Consider the following 21,406-nt stretch of genomic DNA (forward strand, 5'->3'; position numbering starts at 1 on the left):
TCGCAAGAGTAAGAGGGGTAAGACGTAATGAATAAAAACGATCTGATAAGCGCTGTCGCTGAATCCAGCGGACTTTCGAAAAGTGATGCTGCGAACGCAGTAGAAGGCGTGTTCGAAGCAATCCAAAAAGCGCTTGCAGGTGGCGATGAAGTGCGTCTCGTCGGTTTTGGTACCTTTGCAGTTGCAAAGCGCAAAGCGTCGATGGGCCGCAACCCGCGTACTGGCGAACCGATGCCAATCAAAGCATCGAACCAGCCAAAGTTCAAAGCAGGTAAGGGTCTCAAGGACGCCGTAAACTGACTTAACGGACGCTCCCGGTTTTTGGAAAAGCCGCCTTCATGGACGCGGCGGCTGAGCTACAATAAAAAACCCCTCCAGCGGCGGCTGGCGGGGTTTTTTGTTTGTGCTGCATTTCTGAAGCGTGGTCTGGCTTCAGCGTTTAGCGTGACAGGTCAATAAGTGCAGTCGGTGCAGCTTTTGAACGCGGCGAGATTTGCCATGCAAGCTCTTGCCCGCGAGCGGTCGTGCTTGGTCCCTCGTCGGTGTTGTTGGCCTTTATCTGACCATTGGTGACGATGGTGAAGGTGCCTTCAATCGCCGGAATATTGGGCATTTCGGGGGCATCGGATGATTGTCCCGAAATCGCAGCCATGCCGCCAAGTCCGGCCATACTGCCCATCATCGAACCCATCGGATTGTTTTCGTTTTGCGCCGCGAAGCCGGGCGCATTGACGCGCACGACACCTTCGTCGCGAAGGATGACTTGCACAAACGGATTGGTGCTCGGCACATCCTCGATCACCGGAAACATGAAGTCGTGATTGAGGACACCACTGACCGAATAGCGCACATCGAAAACGCCGTCGCCTTTGTCGACAACGCTTTCCCAGCCTCTTTGACGCGAAAGCAGCGCGGCAACTTCGGCGGATGCTTGCGGATCGCTGGTGTCGATGCCGCCCATCATGGCAGACATCTGCGCTGCCTGTTCCTGCGCTTTGGCGGCTCGGATCGGCGCGTTCATATCCCACACTTCGCGCTGCTCCGCGATTTCGGCCGCCGTGCACTCTCGGTTTTCGTAATTGTCATCGTAACATTCTTCGGCCTCGAATTCTTCGCCCGCCGCGCCCATTTCGGCAAGACTGGAAAGACCGAGGAAAAAGATCTCGCCCTCATAGGTGAAGGTGAAGCGGTCGTCTTCGAGGAGAACCAGTTCGGAGTTGAATTTGCCCGGCGTGATGAAACATCCGGTCAAAAGCAGCGAGAGCCCGGCAACCAGCGCGGTTGCAAAGGTGCGGGTGAAATTCGAAGCGGTCATCATGTGTCCCCCAAAAGGCAGCGCCCCTTATTGCGGCGCGCGCGTGGCTACAGCGTATAGTGCAATAGCGGCTGCATTAGAAACGTTAAGACTTTCGATATCCGATGAGATGGGCAGCTTGGCTAGGGTGTCGCAATGCTGTTCGATATTGTGGCGCATCCCTTCGCCTTCTGCGCCCAGCACGATGGCGAGGGGACCTGCGGAAAGGCTTTGTGCAAGCGTTGCCTCGGCCTCGCCGGTCATGCCGATGCGCCAATATCCGGCATCGGCCAGTTCATCCAACGCGCGCGCAAGATTGACGACGCGCACCCACGGCACGGTTTCGAGCGCGCCGCTGGCAGATTTGCCCAGAACGCCGCCTTCGGGCGGGGCGTGGCGGTCCTGCGTGACGATACACGCAGCACCAAAAGCCGCTGCCGAACGCAGGATGGCGCCGACATTGTGCGGATCGGTGACCTGATCGAGAATCACTACTGGCCGAGCAGGATCGCCGGTCGCCACTTCGTCGAGGAAAACATCTTCCAAAGGTTCGCATTCGAGCACGAGGCCCTGGTGCGGCGCATCTTTGGCGACGAGCCGCGCAAGATCGGTGACATCTGCGTATTCCACTGGGAAATCAGCGGGAAGTTCGCCATCAAGGCTGTCGATTCCCTCGCGCGTTGCCCACAATTTGCGGTGCTTGCGCGTGGGGTTTTTGAGGGCTGCCTCCACCGTGTGGCGGCCCCACAGGCGCACATAGCCCGCAGTCCCCTTGCCAGAGCCGCGTCCACCCTTCATTCGACCTGCGCGGCCTCTCAAAGCCTTCTTGCGATCGCCTTTTGCCATAAAATCTCGTACTAAATGTGTGTCTGGACCCGCCCTTTGCCAGTAGCCCCATTGACAGGCAAGCACAGCTTCGCCAAAGGGGCGCCTCTCGGCAGCAAGGCGCCCGCGCCTTTCTTCATTGAGTGAGCCTCTTTTCGAGTGCTCTTTTCAAGGCCCATGTGTGGACAGGTGGCCGAGTGGTTAAAGGCAGCAGACTGTAAATCTGCCCGCGCAAGCGTACGCTGGTTCGAATCCAGCCCTGTCCACCATTTGGCTCCCGCCACCGGCTCTCTCGACATTGCCTCGCGCTTCAATCACAAGCTTTTGTGATGACGCTTTCCTCGCAAACTGTGCCGCCTGTGTGGCCAATGCTGGCCTGGTCGGGCGCGGCGCTGTTCGCTGTGGTGCTACCTGTATGTGCGGTCTTGCTGCTTTCGGAAGCCTGCGCGCTTCCCGCGATTATCGCATTGGCCGTGATGGGTGCAGGCATGATAGCAGCCGCCGCCTCGGGTCGCTTCTGGCCGGGGCTTGGCGCGGCCGTCGGTGCCGGTTTGACGCTGCTGCTTGTCGCACATGTCGTCGGCCTGTCTGTGAGCATCGCCCCTTTTATCGTGGTGATTGCAGTGGCAGTTGCGAGCGCAAGTTTTGCCGCGCGCGGGGCATTGTTCGCCCGCTCTGCCGGACCACGCGGCTGGTTGGTGGCGCTTGGCATCCTTGCTGGGGAGGGCGCGGTGGTGCTCTCCGCCGTTATTGACCCGGATTTGTGGCCCGATTGGCTTCTCGCTGTGCTTCCGGCGCAATGGGCAAGCATGGCGTTCGAAGCGGCGATTGGCAGCACCTTGGCCACCGCGCCTCTCACAGCGCTTGGCGGGACCGCTCTTGCAACATTGCTGGTGGTGCACCTGTGGCCGCGCCGCTGGACCTATGCGATCATGTTCAGCGTCTGGCTTGGCCTTTCAGCCCTTGTGTATCATTCGCCCCTTTGAGGGGGCCTAGGCTTCCTTTGAATTCACGATCGTTTCAAAGTCGTCCAGTTCGTCGAGATCGTCCTGCCCCATGATCTGGGCCATCTGCTCACGCAAGAGCGGGTCCCATTCGCTGCGCAGCTTCTTGATCAGCGCGATCATTTCCTCATTTTCCCACGGCGGCGTGCCAAATTCGAAAGCGTCGGCCATCGGACGCATGGTGCTGCGATCCAGTTCCTCGAACTTTTCGGTCATCGCACGCGCTCGTTCGCTCGATATGCCAAGAGCTTCGTAAGCCGAGCGGCCCATGCGCAAAGAGCTGTCATAGGTTTCGCGAATGATGTCGCGGCAGCCCAGCGACCACAGCTCGAACACGTGGCTGCGGTCATAGGCGCGGGCGACCATGTGGACATGGGGGTGGTTTCTGGCGACGTATTTCACGAGGCGGTTGGTCGCCTCCTTGTCGTCGATTGCAATGACCAGCAGGCGTGCCTTTTCAATTCCTGCTGATTGCAGAAGGTCGGGCCGGGCAGCGTCGCCAAAATAGGTACGGATGCCAAACTTGCTCAGGCGCTCGATCTGCGCAGAGGAATAGTCGATCACCGTGGTGCGATAGCCGGCTGTCTCCAGCATGCGGTCGACGATACCGCCCACGCGCCCGCGTCCGGCAAGGATAATGTCCGATGGTTCGTCAATGTCGTCAAAGGCGCGCTCGCGGCCCTTTTGATATTGGCGCAGGATCACCTTGTCATAGAAGATAAACAATAGCGGCGTGATCAACATCGACATTGCCACGATCAACAGCAATTGATCGGCCAATGCCTGTGGCAGGACATTGGCCCCAAGGGCAAAGCTGATGAGGACAAAGCCAAATTCGCCCGCCTGCGCAAGGCCAAGCGAGAAGAGCCAGCGGTCCTGCCCTGCGATCCCGAAAAATGAGCCCAGCGCGTAGAGCACGGCGACTTTGGTCGCGACGAGGACTGCCGTCCAGCCAAGGATGGTGGCGTAGGCTTCGGACATGAGCGCAAAGTTGATCCCTGCGCCCACCGTGATGAAGAACAGTCCCAGCAAAAGGCCCTTGAACGGTTCGATGTCGGATTCCAGTTCGTGGCGATATTCGCTATTCGCCAGAACCACTCCGGCAAGAAAGGTGCCAAGGGCAGGGGAAAGCCCCACCACCGTCATCAGCAAGGCGATCCCTACCACCACCAGCAATGCGGTCGCGGTGAAAAGCTCGCGCAGGTCCGCCATGGCGATGAAGCGGAACAGCGGCCGCGTCAGGTAATTGCCCGCAAATGCGACAAAGGCGATGGCAGCGAGGGTCGCAAGACCTGCGGCCCAGGCCGGAAGCCCTGCGAGAATGTTCCAGCTCGCATCATCTTCCCCGCCATGATCGCCCGCTGCGCTAGCCGCATCGGCTGCCAGTTCGGGCAACGCGAGAAGCGGCAGGATCGCCAGCATGGGGATGACCGCGATGTCCTGAAACAGCAGGACCGAAAAGGAGGATTGCCCGCCTTCGGTTTTCATGAGGCCTTTTTCATCGAGCGTTTGCAGGATGATCGCGGTCGAGGACAGCGCGAGGATCATACCCACCGCAAGCGCGGTCTGCCACGCATTGCCCATGAACAGCGAGTAGCCCGCCAAAATGGCAATGGTGATGAACACCTGTCCCCCGCCAAGGCCCAAAAGACGCCCGCGCAGTTCCCACAGTTTCCTTGGCTCCAGCTCCAGCCCGATCAGAAACAGCATCATTACCACGCCAAATTCGGCAAAATGCTGGAGCGCGATGACGTCCACGCCAAGCACGTCGAGGGCGGGGCTGATCGCCATGCCAGCTATCAAATAGCCAAGCACCGAACCAAGGCCGAGCCTTGCAGCGATAGGCACGGCGATGACGCCGACAGCCAGTAGGATTGTTGCAAGCAAAAGAAATTCGGTCATGGTGGGAAAAGGGCTATGGCTCTTCCCCGACAAACTCAAGGCGATTGCTCGATGGCCGCGATTTGCAAAGGCATTGCGAGCAATGCTGTGGCTTGGCGCGTGATCTTGGGTTGCCCGCGCACGGAGGGGGGCCTATCTGTGGCCGCCATTCAGGAAACAACATTCGCGAAGATAATAATGACAACAGAAAACCAGTCGCAAACTCAGGGAGGCAACCAGGTGCTTACCGGACGGCCCGTTATCTCTTCGACCGGGCTTTTTACCCCGGAAGAATCAATCACCAACGCTGAACTTGTTGAAAGCTTCAACGAATATGTCGACCGCTACAACGCCGCTAACGCCGACGCGATCGAGGCGGGCGAGGTGGACGCACTGACCTATTCCTCGGTTGAATTCATCGAGAAAGCGAGCGGGATCAAAGCGCGCCATGTGATGAGCAAGGAGCCGATCCTTGATCCCGATGTCATGAGCCCGCGCTGGGAAGAGCGCGGCAATGATGAACGCTCGATGATGTGCGAGATCGGCGTGACCGCCGCGCTTCAGGCCCTGAAACGGGCAGGGCGCGATCCCAAAGACGTGGATGCGGTGCTGTGTGCGGCGTCCAATATGGAGCGGCCCTATCCGGCGATGGCAATCGAGATTCAGCAGGCGCTTGGCATCGACGGCTTTGGCTTTGACATGAATGTCGCGTGTTCGTCTGCGACTTTCGGCATTCAAACGGCGGCCGATTATGTGCGCGCTGGCAATGCGAAAAGCGTTCTGGTGGTGAGCCCCGAGATCACCTCGGGCCACCTCAACTGGCGCGACCGCGACAGCCACTTTATCTTTGGCGATGTGGCAACCGCAGTGCTGGTCGAAGACGAAGCGATTGCACCATCGGACCATTGGGAAATTCTCAGTACCAAGCTGAAAACGGTTTACTCGAACAACATTCGCAACAATTTCGGCTTCCTGAACCGCGCCGACCCCGACAAGGCGGACAATGCGGACAAGCTTTTCGTCCAGGAAGGGCGCAAGGTCTTCAAGGAAGTCGTGCCGATGGTTGCCGACATGATCATCGAGGAAGCGAAGAAACTGCAAATGGACCCGGCGACCCTTCGCCGTCTCTGGTTGCACCAGGCCAACGCGGGCATGAACCGCCTGATTTCGCAGCGCGTTCTGGGCCATGAGGCCAATTCCGATGAAAGCCCGACAGTGCTCGACACCTATGGCAACACCTCAAGCGCGGGCTCGATCATCGCCTTCCATTCACACAGCGAAGATCTGGAGAAGGGTGATACCGGGCTGATTTGCAGCTTTGGCGCCGGTTATTCGGCGGGCACTGTCTTCGTTCGCAAAGCCGCCTGAGGGCATTTTTGACAAAAGGATATGGGCGCGCCGGCGAACCAAACAGTTGTTTGGAAGCCCGGCAATGTCTAGATGGATGACCTATGGCAGGTGAAATTCTCGACAATCAGGGCCGCGGCGAAGCAAGCTGGGGTTGGCCCCCGATCCACCCCGAAGGGCGCAAATATGGCGTGATCGCAATTGCAATTGCGCTCGTTCCGCTTGTGTTTGGCTGGCAGATTATTGGCTGGCCGTTGTTGCTCTTGTCGCTTGGCGTCTTCGCCTTCTTCCGCGATCCAGAGCGTGTGGTGCCGCAGGATGACAAGTCTATTGTTGCTCCTGCGGACGGTCTTGTCACGCTGATCCAGGAGGTCGAACCGCCTGCGGAAATGCTGGGCAACGATGGCTCCGGTGTGCCCGGCCTTTCGGCAGGGCCCGTGACCCGCGTTTCAATTTTCATGAGTGTGTTCGACGTGCACATCAACCGCGCACCGATCGCAGGAACGGTGCAGCGGGTGGTTTATATCCCGGGCAAATTCGTCAATGCCGACCTCGACAAGGCATCCGAAGAAAACGAGCGCCAGCTGCTTCTGATCGAACGCAATGACGGCCTGATGATCGGCTTCACGCAGATCGCAGGGCTGGTCGCGCGGCGGATCGTGCCTTTCGTGAAACCCGGCGATACCGTCGCCAAGGGACAGCGCGTGGGCCTCATCCGCTTCGGCTCACGGGTGGATGTCTATCTTCCCGCAGGCACGCAGCCCAAGGTTTTGATGGGTCAAAAGATCGTAGCAGGCGAGACTATTCTGGCCGAAGTGGGTGCAACGGCTCTGCTTGAAGGCATCGCGCAATAACCGTGGCCAAGCGACCCTCAGACCCCATCGAAAACCGCGTTGGTCCAAAAGCTGCTGAAGACGAGGACATCACGCTCGCCCAGCCACTGGACGATGATACCGAAGGCGTTGAGGAGAAAAGCGGGCTTTCGCTGCGCGCCATGCTCCCCAATGCGATCACCGCGGCGGCATTGTGTTCGGGGTTGACGGCGATCCGCTTTGCGATTGATGAAAACTGGTCTTTTGCTGTTTTGGCGATCTTCGTGGCCGGCATTCTCGACGGTCTTGACGGACGCATTGCGCGGCTTTTGAATGCGCAGTCGCGCTTCGGGGCCGAGCTCGATAGCCTTGCAGATGCGCTTTCCTTCGGGATGGCGCCTGCGCTTATCCTTTTCCTGTGGTCATTGAACGATCTCAGCCGCTTTGGATGGTTTGCCGCCCTGGCATTTGCCATTTGCTGTGCCTTGCGTCTTGCGCGGTTCAATGCGCGCCTCGACATGGACGATCAGCCGCACAAATCTGCCGGTTTTCTGACCGGTGTACCAGCGCCTGCGGGCGCGGGACTTGCGCTGACACCGATATGCCTGTGGCTCGAAACCGGGCTCGACATCTTCCGCGATCCCTTGTTCAACACGATCTGGGTGGCGACGATCGGAGTGCTTTTCATCTCCAACATGGCAACGCTTAGCTGGACGGCTATCCGTCCCCAGCGCGATATCCGGATCTGGCTGATCGCTCTTGTAGCGCTGGCCTTCGCGGGCCTTTTGCTGGAGCCGTGGTGGACCTTTAGCGCGCTGAGCGCGGTTTACCTTGCGCTGATGCCCTATGCCTTGCTGCGTTATGGGAAAATCAAACGGGCACGCGCTGCCCGAAGCTGATCGAGCGCCGGATCAACGAAGGGATTGAACCGCGCCAAGTTGTGAGCGCGGCGCACCACCAAACCCGCGTTGACGCTGGCGGCTGGGTTGCGGAGCGCGGCGCGCGGTTTTGTGCAAAGGGCGCCGTACGCGAAGCTCGCTCGCCTCTACTTGCGGAACAAAACCGGCATCAAGCAACTCGCGCTCTTCAAATACGGCCCAGAACGCAGCGCGCGCCTTCATCCATGTGTCGGTCAGGCTAAGCACGGCGATAATCGCAGCGAATGTCAGGGCGACTGTGATGAAAATGGCGAGCATGATATTCTATCCGTTCAATCTTTGTTCTGCACTCTTGTTCTCTAAGTGTTCTCACCGAGTCAAGCGTTTTGTTCCTTTTGTGTTCTCTTGAATTGAGAAGGCACTAGATTTTGTGTGCGCACACCTCTATGTGCGCGCTTCTCGGATGTAACGGTTCGCGAATCATTGCGTTCCAAATCATTCGAAATTCACATGAGCAGGCATACATACCGGTGCCACGGCGGGATCTCCGCCAACGGTCACGAACGCTTGCTCAGAGGACTAACCGGAAAGGAACTATCCTATGGCGACCACAACCGTCACCATGCAGCAATTGATTGAGGCCGGCGCACACTTCGGCCACCAGACACACCGTTGGAACCCGCGCATGAAGCCGTATATCTTCGGCGCACGCAACGGCGTTCACATTCTCGACCTTTCACAAACCGTTCCGCTGTTCGCGCGCGCTCTCGACTTTGTTGAGCAAACCGTTCGCGCAGGCGGCAAGGTTCTGTTCGTTGGTACCAAGCGTCAGGCGCAGGAGCCAATCGCTGAAATGGCGCGTCAATCGGGCCAGCACTTCGTGAACCACCGTTGGCTGGGCGGCATGCTCACCAACTGGAAAACCATCAGCGGTTCGATCAAGCGCCTCAAGACCCTTGAAGAGCAGCTTTCGGGCGACACCAGCGGCCTCACCAAGAAAGAGGTTCTCAACCTCACCCGTGAGCGTGACAAGCTCGAGCTTTCGCTCGGCGGTATCCGCGACATGGGCGGCGTTCCGGACGTGATGTTCGTGATCGACGCAAACAAGGAAGACCTCGCCATCAAGGAAGCGGCGGTTCTGGGCATTCCGGTGATCTGCGTGCTCGACACCAACACTGATCCAACCGGCATCGCTTTCCCGATCCCCGGCAATGACGATGCAAGCCGCGCTGTGCGTCTTTACTGTCAGGCAATTGCTGACGCTGCCAATGCTGGCCGTGGCCAAGCGGTTGAGCAGTCTGGCGAAGACTTCGGCGCGATGGACACGCCGCCAGCCGAAGCTGCTGCTGAATAAGCACCGCATTCTTTCAGCGCGTCAATGCGCTGTCACAAATCCAATCTAGCGCGCCGGGCAAGCCTCAACTGAGCGCTCCCCGGCGCCCCTAAACTTACGAAGGAAATCACCATGGCTGCTTTTACCGCCGCTGATGTGAAGAAACTGCGCGAAATTTCTGGCGCAGGCATGATGGATGCAAAGAAAGCCCTGACCGAAGCCGATGGCGACATCGACGCAGCGGTTGACGCCCTGCGCGCAAAGGGTCTTGCAACCGCTCAGAAAAAATCGAGCCGGACCGCTGCTGAAGGTCTCGTCGGCGTTGCCGTCGAAGGCACCCGCGGCGTGGCTGTTGAAGTCAACTCGGAAACAGACTTCGTTGCGAAAAACGACAAGTTCCAGGACTTCGTTCGCAAGACAACCGCTGTTGCGCTTACCGTCGACGGCGACGATGCCGAAGCTCTCAAAGCGGCCAGCTACCCCGACGGTGGCACGGTTGCGGACAAGCTTACCGACAACATCGCAACCATTGGCGAGAACCAGCAGGTTCGCCGCATGAAGACCGTCTCTGTGAACAGCGGCGCGATCGTTTCCTACGTCCACAACGCGGCCGCCGAAGGCCTTGGCAAAATCGGCGTTCTGGTTGCTCTGGAAAGCGACCTTGGCGCAGACGTTCTCGAGCCGTTCGGCAAACAGCTTGCCATGCACATTGCCTCAATGTTCCCACAAGCTCTCAACGCTGATGGCCTCGACGCAGACGTGATCGAGCGCGAGCGCAAGATTGCACAGGAAAAGGCAGCCGAAAGCGGCAAGCCTGAGAACGTGCAGGAGAAAATGGTCGAAGGCGCGATCAAGAAGTTCGCCAAGGAAAACGCGCTTCTCAGCCAGATGTTCGTGATGGACAACAAGACGAGTGTCGAAGACACCGTCGCCAAGTTCGGCAAGGACAATGGCGGTTCGGTCGTCCTCAAGGACTACGTCCGTTTCCAGCTGGGCGAAGGCATCGAGAAAGAAGAAAGCGACTTTGCAGCAGAGGTTGCAGCTGCTGTTGGCGGCTAAACGCTAACCCACGCTTTTGAGCAAATTGAAAAGGCCGCTCGCAGGGGAAACCTTGCGGCGGCCTTTCTTGTTTCGATTTCGAGGCTACGCCGCCCTAACCAAAAAACTCGGCAGCTAAGGCACTGTCCTGAGGTTGCCATGCCATTGTGACATCGGCCGTTGATACCGCGACCTGTTCTGCCGCAGTTTCGGCTTCATCGTCAAACCATGTCCCGAAAGTCTCTTCGCCATAACCATTGGCGGCAAGATATTCGATCACCTGCTCTTCGCTCTGATAATTGGCGTATTGGATGTTGCCATCGGCGTGCATCAAAGCGCGCAGGTAAGCGGTGCCGTCTGTAAGCGCGAAATAGATCTCCGCAAATCCATCGCCGTCATAGTCCTGCGAACCCAGCACCTGCGCGATGTTGCCGATGATGAGGTCGTTCTGAAAGCGCTGCTGGCTGTCGAAAGGGCTACCTTGTTCGACGTCGCCGGATTGGACCAGTGGATCAAGGTAGATGCCAACAACGCGCGTATCGCCGCCCTGACCGTGGTTGTCGAACTGAACGAGGCCATTATCATCGACGCCCACCTCGGCAAAGCGCCCGTTTACGCGGTTCACGAAGATAATTTCGTCACTGCCATCAAGGTTGGCGTCCGCGGCTCCGATGCGCATCCAGTGCTGGCCTGCACCAAGGTCATTGCCGGCAAAGTCGCGAATGTTGATCATGAAGGTGTTGGGGTCGTCATTAGCCGGGTCGATCGCCAGGCCGCTGCCCAAATCGAGTTGGACTTCAAGATCATCAAAGCGAAGGATTTCGACATTGGTGAGCGTGTCTGTCCCGTCGGGCCCGCTCACCTTCCACTCGCCGATGGCAGTTTCGATTATGGAGTAGTCGGCCCGGGTCCCGGCGAACATCGCTGTGTCGATATTGTCTCCGCCATCGAGCGTGTCGTCGCCGAGCCCGCCAATGATCAGGTCCGATCCCGTGCCTGAGCGGATGATGTCATCACCTTCGCCGCCTGAGATAGAGCCAATCACCAGACCCGATGATCCGTCGAACACATCATCACCGCCCTCAAGTTTAATCACTCCGCGGATTTCACCGGCGTTTACGACCGTGTCTGGCCTCTCCATCAAGGTGACGTTGCCATCGATCAAACCACTGTTGTCGATGTCGGAACCGATCCCATCTCTGAAGCTACCGCCATCGATATGAATGATTGCGTCAATAGCTCGGATCGTCCCAGTGTTGATAAGGGAGACCGCGCCGTTCACCGTTCCTTTGATCGCAATGGCACGCTGATAATCAAATGTTGCGGTCGCTTCGATCAGGCCTGAGTTGTTGATGGTAAGCCCGCCATAACTTGACCTTATCGCCTCGGAACCCTCGGCTTCAGGGAACGTCGTTCCGCCTCTGACGTGAACGCGAATTATGCCATCATTAGTGACATTTGCGCCGCCATACACCTCGACTACCGTCGCACTTCCATCTCCTTCTGAATAAATTGTGCCTTGCGCACCATTGGTTACTTCGAAGTACGTCCCCCGGAACACATTGCCTCTCGTGCCCGACAATACCGTGATCGAACCGTTATTGGTAATTTCGGGAGAGCCGCCGCCAGGCGCGGTGAGAACTCTCGCCCAGATCATATCGGGTATGTCCACGAGGATGGACCCATAGTTCTCGAAGGTCGCGACCTCCCAACTCATGCCCGAATTGTACTGGAAGAACGACCCTGCGTTGAAACCGGGCGTCGGCAGGAGGATCAATTCGCCATAATTGATGACAGTCGGCTCGTAGTAGACCTGGCCTTCGACCGCGTTCCAATCGCCCACCATGAAAGCCGAGGCCCGGTTGTTGTCTCTATTGAGCTCAAAGCTCAGGCTCTCGTTCTCGGCGACTGTGAAATCTTCGGTGATGAAGGTGCCCATGGATGTGTGTTCTGCGCTTTCCCGGTGGCGGATTTGCCAATTTGGGCGACCTTAAAGGGAAACCGGCTCGCCAGTAAACGCAAAAGCTTAGTCTCCGGAGGCGCGCCGCACTCAAAACTGGTGGCGACGCGCACGCGCCCTCTTGGCATCTGCCCCCCTCGCGGATAAGGCCTTTTGCCAAGCATTTGACCTGCCAAGAAAGAGCCCGCGCAGCCATGACACTTCCCCCCATCAAACGTGTTCTCCTCAAACTCTCGGGCGAGGTGCTGATGGGGAGCCAGGAATATGGCATTGACCCTGAATATGTCGCGCGCCTCGCCGAAGAGGTGAAGGCGGCAAAGGATAGCGGTATCGAGGTTTGTCTTGTTATTGGCGGGGGCAATATCTTCCGCGGAATCGCGGGCGCTGCCAAGGGTCTTGATCGCACCACGGGCGATTACATGGGTATGCTGGCGACGGTTATGAACGCGCTCGCCATGCAGAACGCGCTGGAGCAACTGGGCGTGCAAACGCGGGTGCAGTCGGCAATCCCCATGTCCAGCGTATGCGAACCCTACATCCGGCGCCGTGCAGAGCGTCACTTGCAAAAAGGCCGGATCGTGATCTTTGCCGCTGGCACTGGCAATCCGTTCTTCACCACCGATACGGGCGCTGCCCTTCGCGCAGCGGAGATGAATTGCGATGCGCTGCTTAAAGGCACAAGCGTCGATGGCGTTTACGACAGCGATCCCAAGCATAACCCGGATGCGACCCGCTTTGACACGATCACTTACGATCAGGTTCTGGCCGACAATCTCAAGGTGATGGACGCAACTGCGGTTGCACTTTGCCGTGAGAACGCCATTCCGCTAGTGGTCTTTTCAATCCGCGAACGAGGCAATGTTGCCAAAGTGCTCTCGGGCGAGGGCACTCAGACAATTGTACAAAAAGATTAGAAAGTTAGATCATGCCGACATACGACAAATCTGACATCGAACGCCGCATGGCTGGCGCTGTTGAATCGCTCAAAGGCGACCTTTCGGGCCTTCGCACAGGCCGCGCCAACACCGCGCTGCTCGATCCTGTGGTGGCCGAGGTTTACGGCGCGATGATGCCGCTTTCCCAAGTCGCAACCGTCTCTGCGCCAGAACCGCGGATGCTTTCCGTGCAGGTCTGGGACAAAAGCAATGTGAGCGCGGTGGAGAAAGGGATTTCCAAGGCGAACCTTGGCTTGAACCCGATGACCGACGGTCAAACGATCCGCCTGCCGATGCCCGACCTTACCGCGGACCGCCGCAAGGATCTGGCGAAACTTGCCGGTGAGTATGGCGAGAAGGCCAAGGTTGCCGCGCGCAATGTGCGCCGCGACGGGATGGAAGGCCTCAAGGCTGACGAAAAGGCCAAGGAAATCTCCGAGGACGAGCGCAAGCGTTCGGAAGACGAGGTTCAGAAGCTAACCGATAAATATGTCGCTGAAATCGACGCAGCGGTTGAAAAGAAGGTTCAGGAAATCCTGACCCAATAATATTGCCCCTGCATAAGAGCGGGCGCGGGTCGAGAGAGAAATGGGACACGGTTTGCAGAACGGCGACGGGAAAAACGGTGCCCAAAAAGGTGCAAGGCACGTCGCCATCATAATGGATGGCAATGGCCGCTGGGCGAAGAAGCGCGCCCTTCCGCGCGCCATCGGCCACCAGCGCGGGGTCGAGGCGGTGCGCCGCCTTGTCCGCGCGCTCGAACCGATGAACCTCGACTGCTTGACGCTTTACGCCTTCAGTTCGGAAAACTGGAAGCGTTCGGAGGACGAGGTTGATGACCTCATGAACCTCATGCGCAAGTTCATAAAGTCGGACTTGGCCGAGTTCGTCGCGAACGATGTGAAGCTCAAGATTATCGGCGATTGGCGTGGTCTTGCCCCCGATATTGTCGCGATGCTCGAGGATGCCCTCGCGCAGACCGCGAACGGCAAGCAGACGCTTGCAGTGGCGCTGAACTATGGCGCGCAAAACGAGATCGCGCGCGCGGCCGCAAAAGCAGGGTCGATTGGCGAGATCACGCCTGAAAGCATCGCAGCACATCTCGATACAGCGGACCTGCCGCCGCTCGACCTGTTGATCCGCACCAGCGGCGAGATCCGTTTGAGCAATTTCCTGCTGTGGCAATCGGCCTATGCGGAGATGCTTTTCGTCGATACGCTGTGGCCCGATTTCAAGCCCGAGCATTTGGCCAAGGCTCTGGAAGACTTTGCGCAAAGGGAGAGGCGCTTTGGAGGAAGATAGCGGCCCAATCGGCCAAGAGCCGGTCAAACAGGGTCCATCGGGCACGTCGGATCTGCTAGTTCGTTTTGTATCGGCGGTCGCGATGATCGGCCTTGTCGTGATCCCGCTCTGGCTGGGCGGCTGGTTCTGGATCGGTTTCGTAGTGCTTCTGGCTGGTCTTGTCCTGTGGGAATGGAACAAGCTCGTGCGGGCGTTTGAAGTGTCGCCCATCGCAGAGGTTTTGTGGCAGTTTGCCGGTACGATCTACGTCGGCGGCGCCGCAATTGCGATGATTGCCGCGCGCATCGGCTGGGGTTTCCTGTTCGGAGAGCCAGCGCAGGCGTACAACCCGTGGGCGGTTCTGCTCGTCTATTTTGCGCCGATTGTCGCGGTTGATGTTGGCGCATATTTTTCGGGCCGTCTTATCGGCGGCCCGCGAATTGCCCCGTCGATCAGCCCTTCGAAAACCTGGGCGGGTCTTGCCGGCGGGGCGGTGGCCGCTGCAATCGTCAATCTGGTAGTCGGGGGCACAGGCTTTGGACAGGACGGAGCAACGGTCAGCTTCGTTCTTGGCACGATCGCAGGCGCGATTGCCGCGGGCATTCTGATCGCTGTCATTGCGCAAGCCGGCGACTTTTTCGAAAGCTGGATGAAACGGCGCGCCGGGGTCAAGGATTCGAGCAGTCTCATTCCCGGCCACGGCGGCGTTTTCGACCGGCTTGATGGATTCATTGCGGTGTTTTTTATTCTTTTCGTATTCACTCTCATTCAGGCGGCAATGTAGCCCCTATGACCCGTTCGATCACTCTTTTAGGCGCGACAGGCTCCATCGGGGCCTCGACGCTTGATCTCGTTCGGCGCAATCCGGACGATTGGCAGGTCGAGGCGCTGACCGCGAATTGCTCGGCCAAGGAGCTTGCGGCTCTGGCGCGTGAGTTTGGGGCCAAGCTTGCGGTTGTGGGCGATGAAAGCTGTCTTGCAGAATTGCGCGAGGCGCTCTCGGGAAGCGGTATCGAGGCAGCGGGCGGGGCGGACGCCCTGTGCGAGGCGGCCCGGCGCCCGGTGGATATGACGGTCGCGGCAATCGTTGGCTGTGCTGGCCTTGCGCCCACCATGGCAGCGGTGGAGCGTGGTGGCACGATTGCGCTTGCCAATAAAGAGGCGCTGGTATCAGCCGGCAGCGTGATGACCTTGGCAGTGGCGAAGCACGGCGCGACGCTGCTTCCCACCGACAGCGAGCATAATGCGATTTTCCAATGCCTTGCGGGCGGCAAGATCGAGGATGTCGCGCGCATCACCCTGACCGCCAGCGGCGGCCCGTTTCGCACATGGGAGAGGTCCGCGATTGAGGCGGCGACGCCTGAGCAGGCTGTGGCGCATCCCAACTGGTCGATGGGCGCCAAGATCAGCGTCGACAGCGCGACCATGATGAACAAGGGCCTCGAATATATCGAGGCGCATCACCTCTTCCCGGTCGGGCTCGATCGCTTGAAAATCGTAGTTCACCCGCAAAGCGTTATTCACTCCATGGTCGAATATCGCGACCGCTCGACCTTGGCGCAGCTTGGGCCATCCGACATGCGCGTGCCGATTGCCTCATGCCTTGCCTGGCCTGCCCGGATGGAGACGCCTTTGGAGCCGCTGGACCTGGCGCGCATTGGTGAACTCACGTTTCAGGCCCCCGATGAAGAGCTTTTCCCCGCGACCCGAATTGCGCGCGAGGCGATAGAGGCGGGCGGGGCGGCCCCTGCAATTCTCAACGCTGCAAACGAGATCGCAGTCGAGGCGTTTCTGGCTGGTCACATTGGGTTCAGCCGCATTACGGCAGTAGCGGAAGAGACATTGGCGCGCTATGACGCGCCGCCGCCCGACAATTTGGAAAACATATTGGCGGTAGACAGCGAGGCGCGCAAACGCGCCCGCGAGGCTTTGGAGACCGCGCCCCTTGTTTGAATCGCCCCCTTTCTGGATGTATTTCATCGGCTTCCTGCTCGTGCTGGGGCCGCTGGTAACGGTGCACGAACTTGGCCACTATCTCGTCGGGCGCTGGTTCGGCGTGAAGGCAGAGGCTTTTTCTGTCGGTTTCGGCAAAGAAATCGCGGGATGGACAGATAAGCAGGGCACGCGCTGGAAGCTTTCATGGTTGCCGCTTGGCGGATATGTCCAGTTCAAGGGCGATATGAACCCGGCGAGCATCCCCGATCCCAATTCGCGCGTGGACAGCAATGTTAATGACGGCAGCTTCCAGAACGCCGCATTGTGGAAACGCGCGCTCATCGTGGCTGCGGGTCCCGTGACCAACCTTATCGTGGCGGTGATGATTTTTGCCGCTTTCTTCGCGGTTTACGGCAATCCCACGATCGTAGGCGCTGAAGATTCGCGCACCATCGGCGAGTTTGGCGAGCAATCGGTCGCCCGCGAATCCGGGCTTCAGATCGGCGATACCATCACCGAGATTGACGGCGAAGAGATGACCGATTTCGACGCGATCCGCACCGAAGTCATGCTCCATCCCGACCGCAATATGGTCATCACGGTGCTTCGCGATGGCAATGAGTTGGACATTCCGGTCACTACCGCCCGCGTTGAACAGGCGGACAGTTTTGGCAATGTGAGCGAAATCGGCCAATTGGGCGTTGCTCCCGCTGGCGGACGCTATGAATTTGAAGAGGTGGGCCTGCTCGCTTCTGTCCCTCTCGCGCTGGAACGGTGCTGGGACATCACCGAGATGATGATCACCGGGATCAAGCAAATCGTCACCGGCGAACGCTCGATCAAGGAATTGGGCGGTCCGGTGAAAATCGCCAAATATTCCGGCGAGCAGATGAGTCTGGGCTTCCTCGCCTTCGTGAATTTCGCCGCCCTTATTTCGCTTAACTTGGCATTCATCAACTTCTTGCCAATCCCTGCGCTCGACGGTGGCCACTTGGCCTTCTACGCCGCCGAGGCGGTCCGCCGTAAGCCGGTCGGACCACAAGCGACCGAGTGGGCTTACCGCGCCGGCATCGCAGTGGTTCTGGTCTTCATGGTCGTGGTCACGGTGAATGATGTGACCGGGCTGTTGCCATTGGGGTGATTTGAGGCCTTGCTTGAGCGCGAGGCTTGGTTAGAGGAGCGATTTGCCGGAGAAAGCGAACGGGTCGCCTGTTATTGGCCGGTCATAGTGCGTTTACTCCGCTTGACCCGTGTAAGGCGCATCGGGCAAAGGCGAATGACACGTTCTTGGGGGATGCAAGGTCCGCGTGGAGGCAATGTCTCCGGGCTGCGCTTGAAAAACACATCGGGGCGATGGTTTAGGTACGGATTGGACGGGATAGAACATCCATGAATCTTAGTGAGCAAGCAGGCGTTGGTCTTGCGTCTTTGAATAATGCCAAGGCAAAAAACGCTGTGGGCCGCTTTAGTCTTGCGCTCGGCAGTGCAACGATGCTGGCCGGTGTGCCGGTCGGCGCTTATGCGCAAGAGCAAGACGGGGCGCAGGGCGATGCCGCCACACCTGCAAGCCAAGCCTCGCAGGCTTCGGCACCCGCTCCCGCTCCGGCGACCAATACGATCCGTTCGATCAGCGTCGTGGGCGCAGAGCGTCTCGAGCCGACCACGATCCTCTCTTACATCCGGCTTCGCGTGGGCCAGGAATACACCTCGGCAGCCGCTGACGAAGCGTTGAAGGACCTTGGTGCAACCGAACTTTTCGCCAATTTCTCGATCCGCAATGATGCCGGCAATGTCGTCATCAATGTGACCGAGAACCCCGTGATCAACCGGATCGTGCTTGAGGGTAACGACCGGATCGATAACGACAAGATCCTGCCTGAAATCCGCCTTGCACCGCGCCAGATTTTTACCCGGTCGAAAGTGCGCGCAGACGTTGCGCGGATTATCGAACTCTACAAGCGTCAGGGCCGGTTTGCTGCCACGGTTGAACCACAAATGGTTCAGCTCCCGCAAAACCGCGTCGATATCGTTTTCGAGATCGAAGAAGGTCCCAAGTCCAAGGTTCGCCAGATCAACATCATCGGGAACGAGGTTTTCTCCGATGGCGATTTGCGCAGCGAGATGGTGACGAAGCAATCGCGCTTCTTCCGCTTCTTCAGCTCCAACACCAGCTATGACCCGGACCGGCTCGCCTTCGACCAGCAGAAGCTGCGTCAGTTCTATCTGACCAATGGCTATGCCGACTTCCGTGTTGTTTCTGCGGTCGCCGAGCTTACGCCTGATCAACGCGACTTTATCATCACCTATGTGGTCGAAGAGGGCGAACGATACAATTTTGGCGAGGTCGAAGTTGAAAGCCAGCTGCGCGATTTTGACAGCGAAACGCTTCAATCCGGGCTCGCGATCCAGAGCGGCGATTTCTACGACGCGAAGAAGGTCGAAGACACCGTTGAATCGCTGACAGAGCTTGCAGGCCGCTTCGGCTACGCTTTTGCGGACGTACAGCCGCGCTTCAACCGCAACCCCGATGACCTGACGATGGATATCAACTTCATCCTGCGTCAGGCCCCGCGCGTCTATGTCGAGCGCGTCGATATCAACGGCAACACGTTGAGCCAGGACAAGGTTATCCGCCGTGAGTTCCGCCTGTCTGAAGGGGACGCCTTCAGCTCGATCGGGGTTCAACGGACCACGGCGCGGATCAATTCGCTTGGCTATTATCAGGAAAACTTCGAGGTATCGCAGGTCGAAGGCTCAGCCCCCGACCGGATCGTGCTCGAAGCGAACGTCGAAGAACAACCCACCGGCGAGCTTCAGTTCTCCGCAGGTTTCTCTTCAATCGAGCGGTTCATTCTTGCCGGCTCCATCCGTCAGCGTAACTTCCGCGGTCGCGGGCAGACTGTGGGCCTCTCGCTCAACCTTTCGCAATTCTCGCGTTCGGCGCAGTTGAGCTTTACCGAGCCTTACCTGTTCGACCGCAACATTTCGGCTGGCGCTGATATTTACCGCCGCGATTTCAACAGCTTCAACCGCTTTGATCGCACCCGCGAGAACACCTTTGAACAGTCGACCACCGGCGGTTCGGTGCGTGTTGGTGTGCCGCTGACCGAATTCATGTCGCTCGTTGGCAGCTACACGCTCAACTATGACGAGGTGAGCCTCGATGAGACACAGTTCTTCACCGACAACGATGGTGACGGCATTCGCGGTAACAGCCCCGATGATACCTGCGACACTTTCCGTTCGGGCCGGTTCCTGTGCGATCAGCTTGGCAACCGTTTGAGCTCGATCGCCGGGCTCAGCCTTAACTACAACACTCTTAACAACGGTTTCCGTCCGACCCGCGGTCGCCTGATCTCGCTCAGCACCGAATTTGCAGGGCTGGGCGGCGATGTGCGCTATCTTCGTTTCCGCGGGAAGGCGCAGCAATTCTGGAATGTGTTCAATTCCGGATTCATCTTCTCGCTTTCGCTTGAAGGCGGCACGATCCATCCGCTGCGCGAGCGCCCCGGCGCTGGCGTTGACGATATTTTCCTGACCGACCGGTTCTTCCTGGGTGAGCCACAATTCCGCGGCTTTGATATTCGCGGCGTTGGTCCGCGCGTGCTCAGGCAGGGTGCGCTTGCGGATCCAAGCGCGCCTCTTGGCTCTAACTTTGCGTTGCTCGATGATGATGGCAACATTCTCTTCAACGAGGAGCGTGATCAGAACCGCGATGATGCCCTGGGCGGTCGTCACTATTATCTGGGTCGTGCCGAGATTGAAATTCCGCTTGGAACCGGCGCGCGCGAACTGGGTCTTCGTCCTTCGATCTGGATGGATGTCGGCGCGCTTTGGAATATTGAGACGCCCGTTCTCAACTCCACCGATCTTTTCTCCGAACGCGTCGAGACGATTGTCACCGACACCGACGGCAATGAACAGACGGTTGTCTCCTATGAGATCACCGAAAACCCGATTGCAGCAGATGGTGTGACACCCAACACGCCAAGCTCTGCCAATATTCGCGAGATTTTCGTCGGCGATTCGTCGAGCCCTCGCATCACCGCCGGGATCGGGGTGAACTGGAATTCTCCCTTCGGCCCGTTCCGCATCGACGTCGCTCAGACCATTCGTAAGGTCGAGGGCGACGATGACAAGCAAATCACGTTTAACGTAGGAACCCAATTCTGATGAAACGCTTTATCAAAACCCTCGGCGCAGCAGGTCTTGCTGCTGGCGCACTTATCGCTGCAACACCGGCTGCCGCTCAGGTCCAGGGCCAGATGGCAACCGCAGATATCAGCCGCGCAATTCTTGGCACCACCGCTCTGCAAACCGCATACAACCAGGTCGGCACCACCTATGCAGCGCAGATCGAGCAGCGCGCGACCAAGCAGCAGCAGTTGACGCAATTGCTTCAGCCGTTTGATTCCAATGGCGACGGCCAGCTTGCCGAAAGCGAGCTTGCAGGCGTTCAGCAATCGCCAAGCTTCAGCCAAATTCAAACGCTTGAGCAAGAAATCGCCGGTCTCAACAATCAGGTGAATGCTGCGCGTGTGTACGCTGTCGAGCAAATCTTTGCGCAATATCCAGCCGCACTGACCGAAGTGGCGCAGGCGCAAAATGTTGCGATCGTGTTCCAACCCGATATGCTGCAATACGCAGCGCAGGGCGCAGACATCACCGGCGCGATTACGACGTCGCTGAATGCGAAAGTGCCATCGGTTGAGATCGTTCCACCAGCGAACTATCGTCCCAACCAGAACGCAGCGCAGATCTTCCAGGAAATCCAGCAAACGCTGCTTCGTGCGCAGATCATTCAGCAACAGCAGGCTGCGCAGCAAGGCCAGCAGCAAGCAGCGCCTGCGGGCCGCTAAGGCGCAATCGGGCAGATAGGGGCA

At 58.4% G+C, this 21,406-nt stretch carries 20 protein-coding genes and 1 tRNA gene; 16 read left to right on the plus strand and 5 right to left on the minus strand.

Going from position 1 to position 21,406, the window contains the following annotated elements; translation table 11 throughout:
- The first annotated feature begins 27 nt into the window (after window positions 1-27).
- Window positions 28-300, plus strand: coding sequence for an HU family DNA-binding protein (locus tag MWU38_RS13265; RefSeq protein WP_247272282.1), 273 nt, complete (start codon window positions 28-30; stop codon window positions 298-300).
- Between the two features lie 139 nt (window positions 301-439).
- Here the strand turns inward: MWU38_RS13265 and MWU38_RS13270 are convergent, their stop codons facing one another.
- Window positions 440-1,318 (minus strand): hypothetical protein, encoded by an 879-nt coding sequence (locus MWU38_RS13270; protein WP_247272283.1) that lies wholly within the window; start codon window positions 1,316-1,318, stop codon window positions 440-442.
- A gap of 24 nt (window positions 1,319-1,342) precedes the next feature.
- The gene (rlmB, locus tag MWU38_RS13275) at window positions 1,343-2,140 is read right to left on the minus strand and encodes a 23S rRNA (guanosine(2251)-2'-O)-methyltransferase RlmB (RefSeq protein WP_247272284.1); all 798 of its coding nucleotides are present in this window, start codon (window positions 2,138-2,140) and stop codon (window positions 1,343-1,345) included.
- 162 nt (window positions 2,141-2,302) lie between these two features.
- Here rlmB and MWU38_RS13280 point away from each other — a divergent pair.
- Window positions 2,303-2,388 (plus strand) — tRNA-Tyr (locus MWU38_RS13280).
- A gap of 60 nt (window positions 2,389-2,448) precedes the next feature.
- A complete protein-coding gene (locus tag MWU38_RS13285; protein WP_247272285.1) occupies window positions 2,449-3,105 on the plus strand; it encodes a hypothetical protein in 657 nt (218 codons plus the stop codon).
- Between the two features lie 6 nt (window positions 3,106-3,111).
- Here the strand turns inward: MWU38_RS13285 and MWU38_RS13290 are convergent, their stop codons facing one another.
- Complete coding sequence (locus MWU38_RS13290) at window positions 3,112-5,025, minus strand: cation:proton antiporter (RefSeq protein WP_247272286.1); 1,914 nt, start codon at window positions 5,023-5,025, stop codon at window positions 3,112-3,114.
- A gap of 177 nt (window positions 5,026-5,202) precedes the next feature.
- On the opposite strand from MWU38_RS13290, the gene MWU38_RS13295 reads away from it, so the two are divergent.
- The 3 genes from MWU38_RS13295 to MWU38_RS13305 all read left to right on the plus strand — a co-directional run bounded on the left by MWU38_RS13295 (window position 5,203) and on the right by MWU38_RS13305 (window position 8,062).
- Window positions 5,203-6,372: a beta-ketoacyl-ACP synthase III gene (locus tag MWU38_RS13295; RefSeq protein ID WP_247272287.1), complete on the plus strand. Its 1,170-nt coding sequence runs from the start codon at window positions 5,203-5,205 to the stop codon at window positions 6,370-6,372.
- Between the two features lie 83 nt (window positions 6,373-6,455).
- Window positions 6,456-7,205, plus strand: a complete 750-nt coding sequence (locus MWU38_RS13300) for a phosphatidylserine decarboxylase (RefSeq protein ID WP_247272288.1) — start codon at window positions 6,456-6,458, stop codon at window positions 7,203-7,205.
- A 68-nt stretch (window positions 7,206-7,273) separates the two neighbouring features.
- A complete protein-coding gene (locus tag MWU38_RS13305; protein ID WP_247272596.1) occupies window positions 7,274-8,062 on the plus strand; it encodes a phosphatidylcholine/phosphatidylserine synthase in 789 nt (262 codons plus the stop codon).
- Window positions 8,063-8,074: 12 nt separating this feature from the next.
- On the opposite strand, the gene MWU38_RS13310 is transcribed toward MWU38_RS13305, so the two are convergent.
- Window positions 8,075-8,359 carry a hypothetical protein gene (locus tag MWU38_RS13310; RefSeq protein WP_247272289.1) on the minus strand — a complete coding sequence of 95 codons (285 nt, stop codon included), beginning with the start codon at window positions 8,357-8,359 and terminating at the stop codon, window positions 8,075-8,077.
- A 283-nt stretch (window positions 8,360-8,642) separates the two neighbouring features.
- Between MWU38_RS13310 and rpsB the strand changes: the two genes are divergently transcribed.
- Together rpsB and tsf are read left to right on the plus strand one after the other, a co-directional pair.
- Complete coding sequence (gene rpsB / locus MWU38_RS13315) at window positions 8,643-9,395, plus strand: 30S ribosomal protein S2 (RefSeq protein ID WP_247272290.1); 753 nt, start codon at window positions 8,643-8,645, stop codon at window positions 9,393-9,395.
- 111 nt (window positions 9,396-9,506) lie between these two features.
- Window positions 9,507-10,433: a translation elongation factor Ts gene (gene tsf / locus MWU38_RS13320; RefSeq protein ID WP_247272291.1), complete on the plus strand. Its 927-nt coding sequence runs from the start codon at window positions 9,507-9,509 to the stop codon at window positions 10,431-10,433.
- Window positions 10,434-10,527: 94 nt separating this feature from the next.
- Here tsf and MWU38_RS13325 read toward each other — a convergent pair whose 3' ends face one another.
- The gene (locus MWU38_RS13325; protein WP_247272292.1) at window positions 10,528-12,351 is read right to left on the minus strand and encodes a hypothetical protein; all 1,824 of its coding nucleotides are present in this window, start codon (window positions 12,349-12,351) and stop codon (window positions 10,528-10,530) included.
- 215 nt (window positions 12,352-12,566) lie between these two features.
- On the opposite strand from MWU38_RS13325, the gene pyrH reads away from it, so the two are divergent.
- From pyrH to MWU38_RS13365, 8 genes are all read left to right on the plus strand, one after another.
- The gene (pyrH, locus tag MWU38_RS13330; protein ID WP_247272293.1) at window positions 12,567-13,286 is read left to right on the plus strand and encodes a UMP kinase; all 720 of its coding nucleotides are present in this window, start codon (window positions 12,567-12,569) and stop codon (window positions 13,284-13,286) included.
- Window positions 13,287-13,297: 11 nt separating this feature from the next.
- Window positions 13,298-13,855, plus strand: coding sequence for a ribosome recycling factor (gene frr / locus MWU38_RS13335; protein WP_247272294.1), 558 nt, complete (start codon window positions 13,298-13,300; stop codon window positions 13,853-13,855).
- A gap of 40 nt (window positions 13,856-13,895) precedes the next feature.
- A complete protein-coding gene (gene uppS / locus MWU38_RS13340; RefSeq protein WP_247272295.1) occupies window positions 13,896-14,609 on the plus strand; it encodes a polyprenyl diphosphate synthase in 714 nt (237 codons plus the stop codon).
- Window positions 14,596-15,372 carry a phosphatidate cytidylyltransferase gene (locus MWU38_RS13345; protein ID WP_247272296.1) on the plus strand — a complete coding sequence of 259 codons (777 nt, stop codon included), beginning with the start codon at window positions 14,596-14,598 and terminating at the stop codon, window positions 15,370-15,372. The genes uppS and MWU38_RS13345 overlap by 14 nt, the downstream gene beginning before the upstream one ends.
- A gap of 5 nt (window positions 15,373-15,377) precedes the next feature.
- Window positions 15,378-16,541, plus strand: coding sequence for a 1-deoxy-D-xylulose-5-phosphate reductoisomerase (gene dxr / locus MWU38_RS13350; protein WP_247272297.1), 1,164 nt, complete (start codon window positions 15,378-15,380; stop codon window positions 16,539-16,541).
- Window positions 16,534-17,664: an RIP metalloprotease RseP gene (rseP, locus tag MWU38_RS13355; RefSeq protein ID WP_348646905.1), complete on the plus strand. Its 1,131-nt coding sequence runs from the start codon at window positions 16,534-16,536 to the stop codon at window positions 17,662-17,664. The genes dxr and rseP overlap by 8 nt, the downstream gene beginning before the upstream one ends.
- 350 nt (window positions 17,665-18,014) lie before the next feature.
- Window positions 18,015-20,696: an outer membrane protein assembly factor BamA gene (gene bamA, locus MWU38_RS13360; protein ID WP_247272598.1), complete on the plus strand. Its 2,682-nt coding sequence runs from the start codon at window positions 18,015-18,017 to the stop codon at window positions 20,694-20,696.
- A complete protein-coding gene (locus MWU38_RS13365) occupies window positions 20,696-21,382 on the plus strand; it encodes an OmpH family outer membrane protein (protein ID WP_247272298.1) in 687 nt (228 codons plus the stop codon). The genes bamA and MWU38_RS13365 overlap by 1 nt, the downstream gene beginning before the upstream one ends.
- The last annotated feature ends 24 nt before the right edge of the window (window positions 21,383-21,406 follow it).

Source organism: Qipengyuania sp. S6317L1 (genome assembly GCF_023015615.1).
Lineage (GTDB): Bacteria > Pseudomonadota > Alphaproteobacteria > Sphingomonadales > Sphingomonadaceae > Erythrobacter.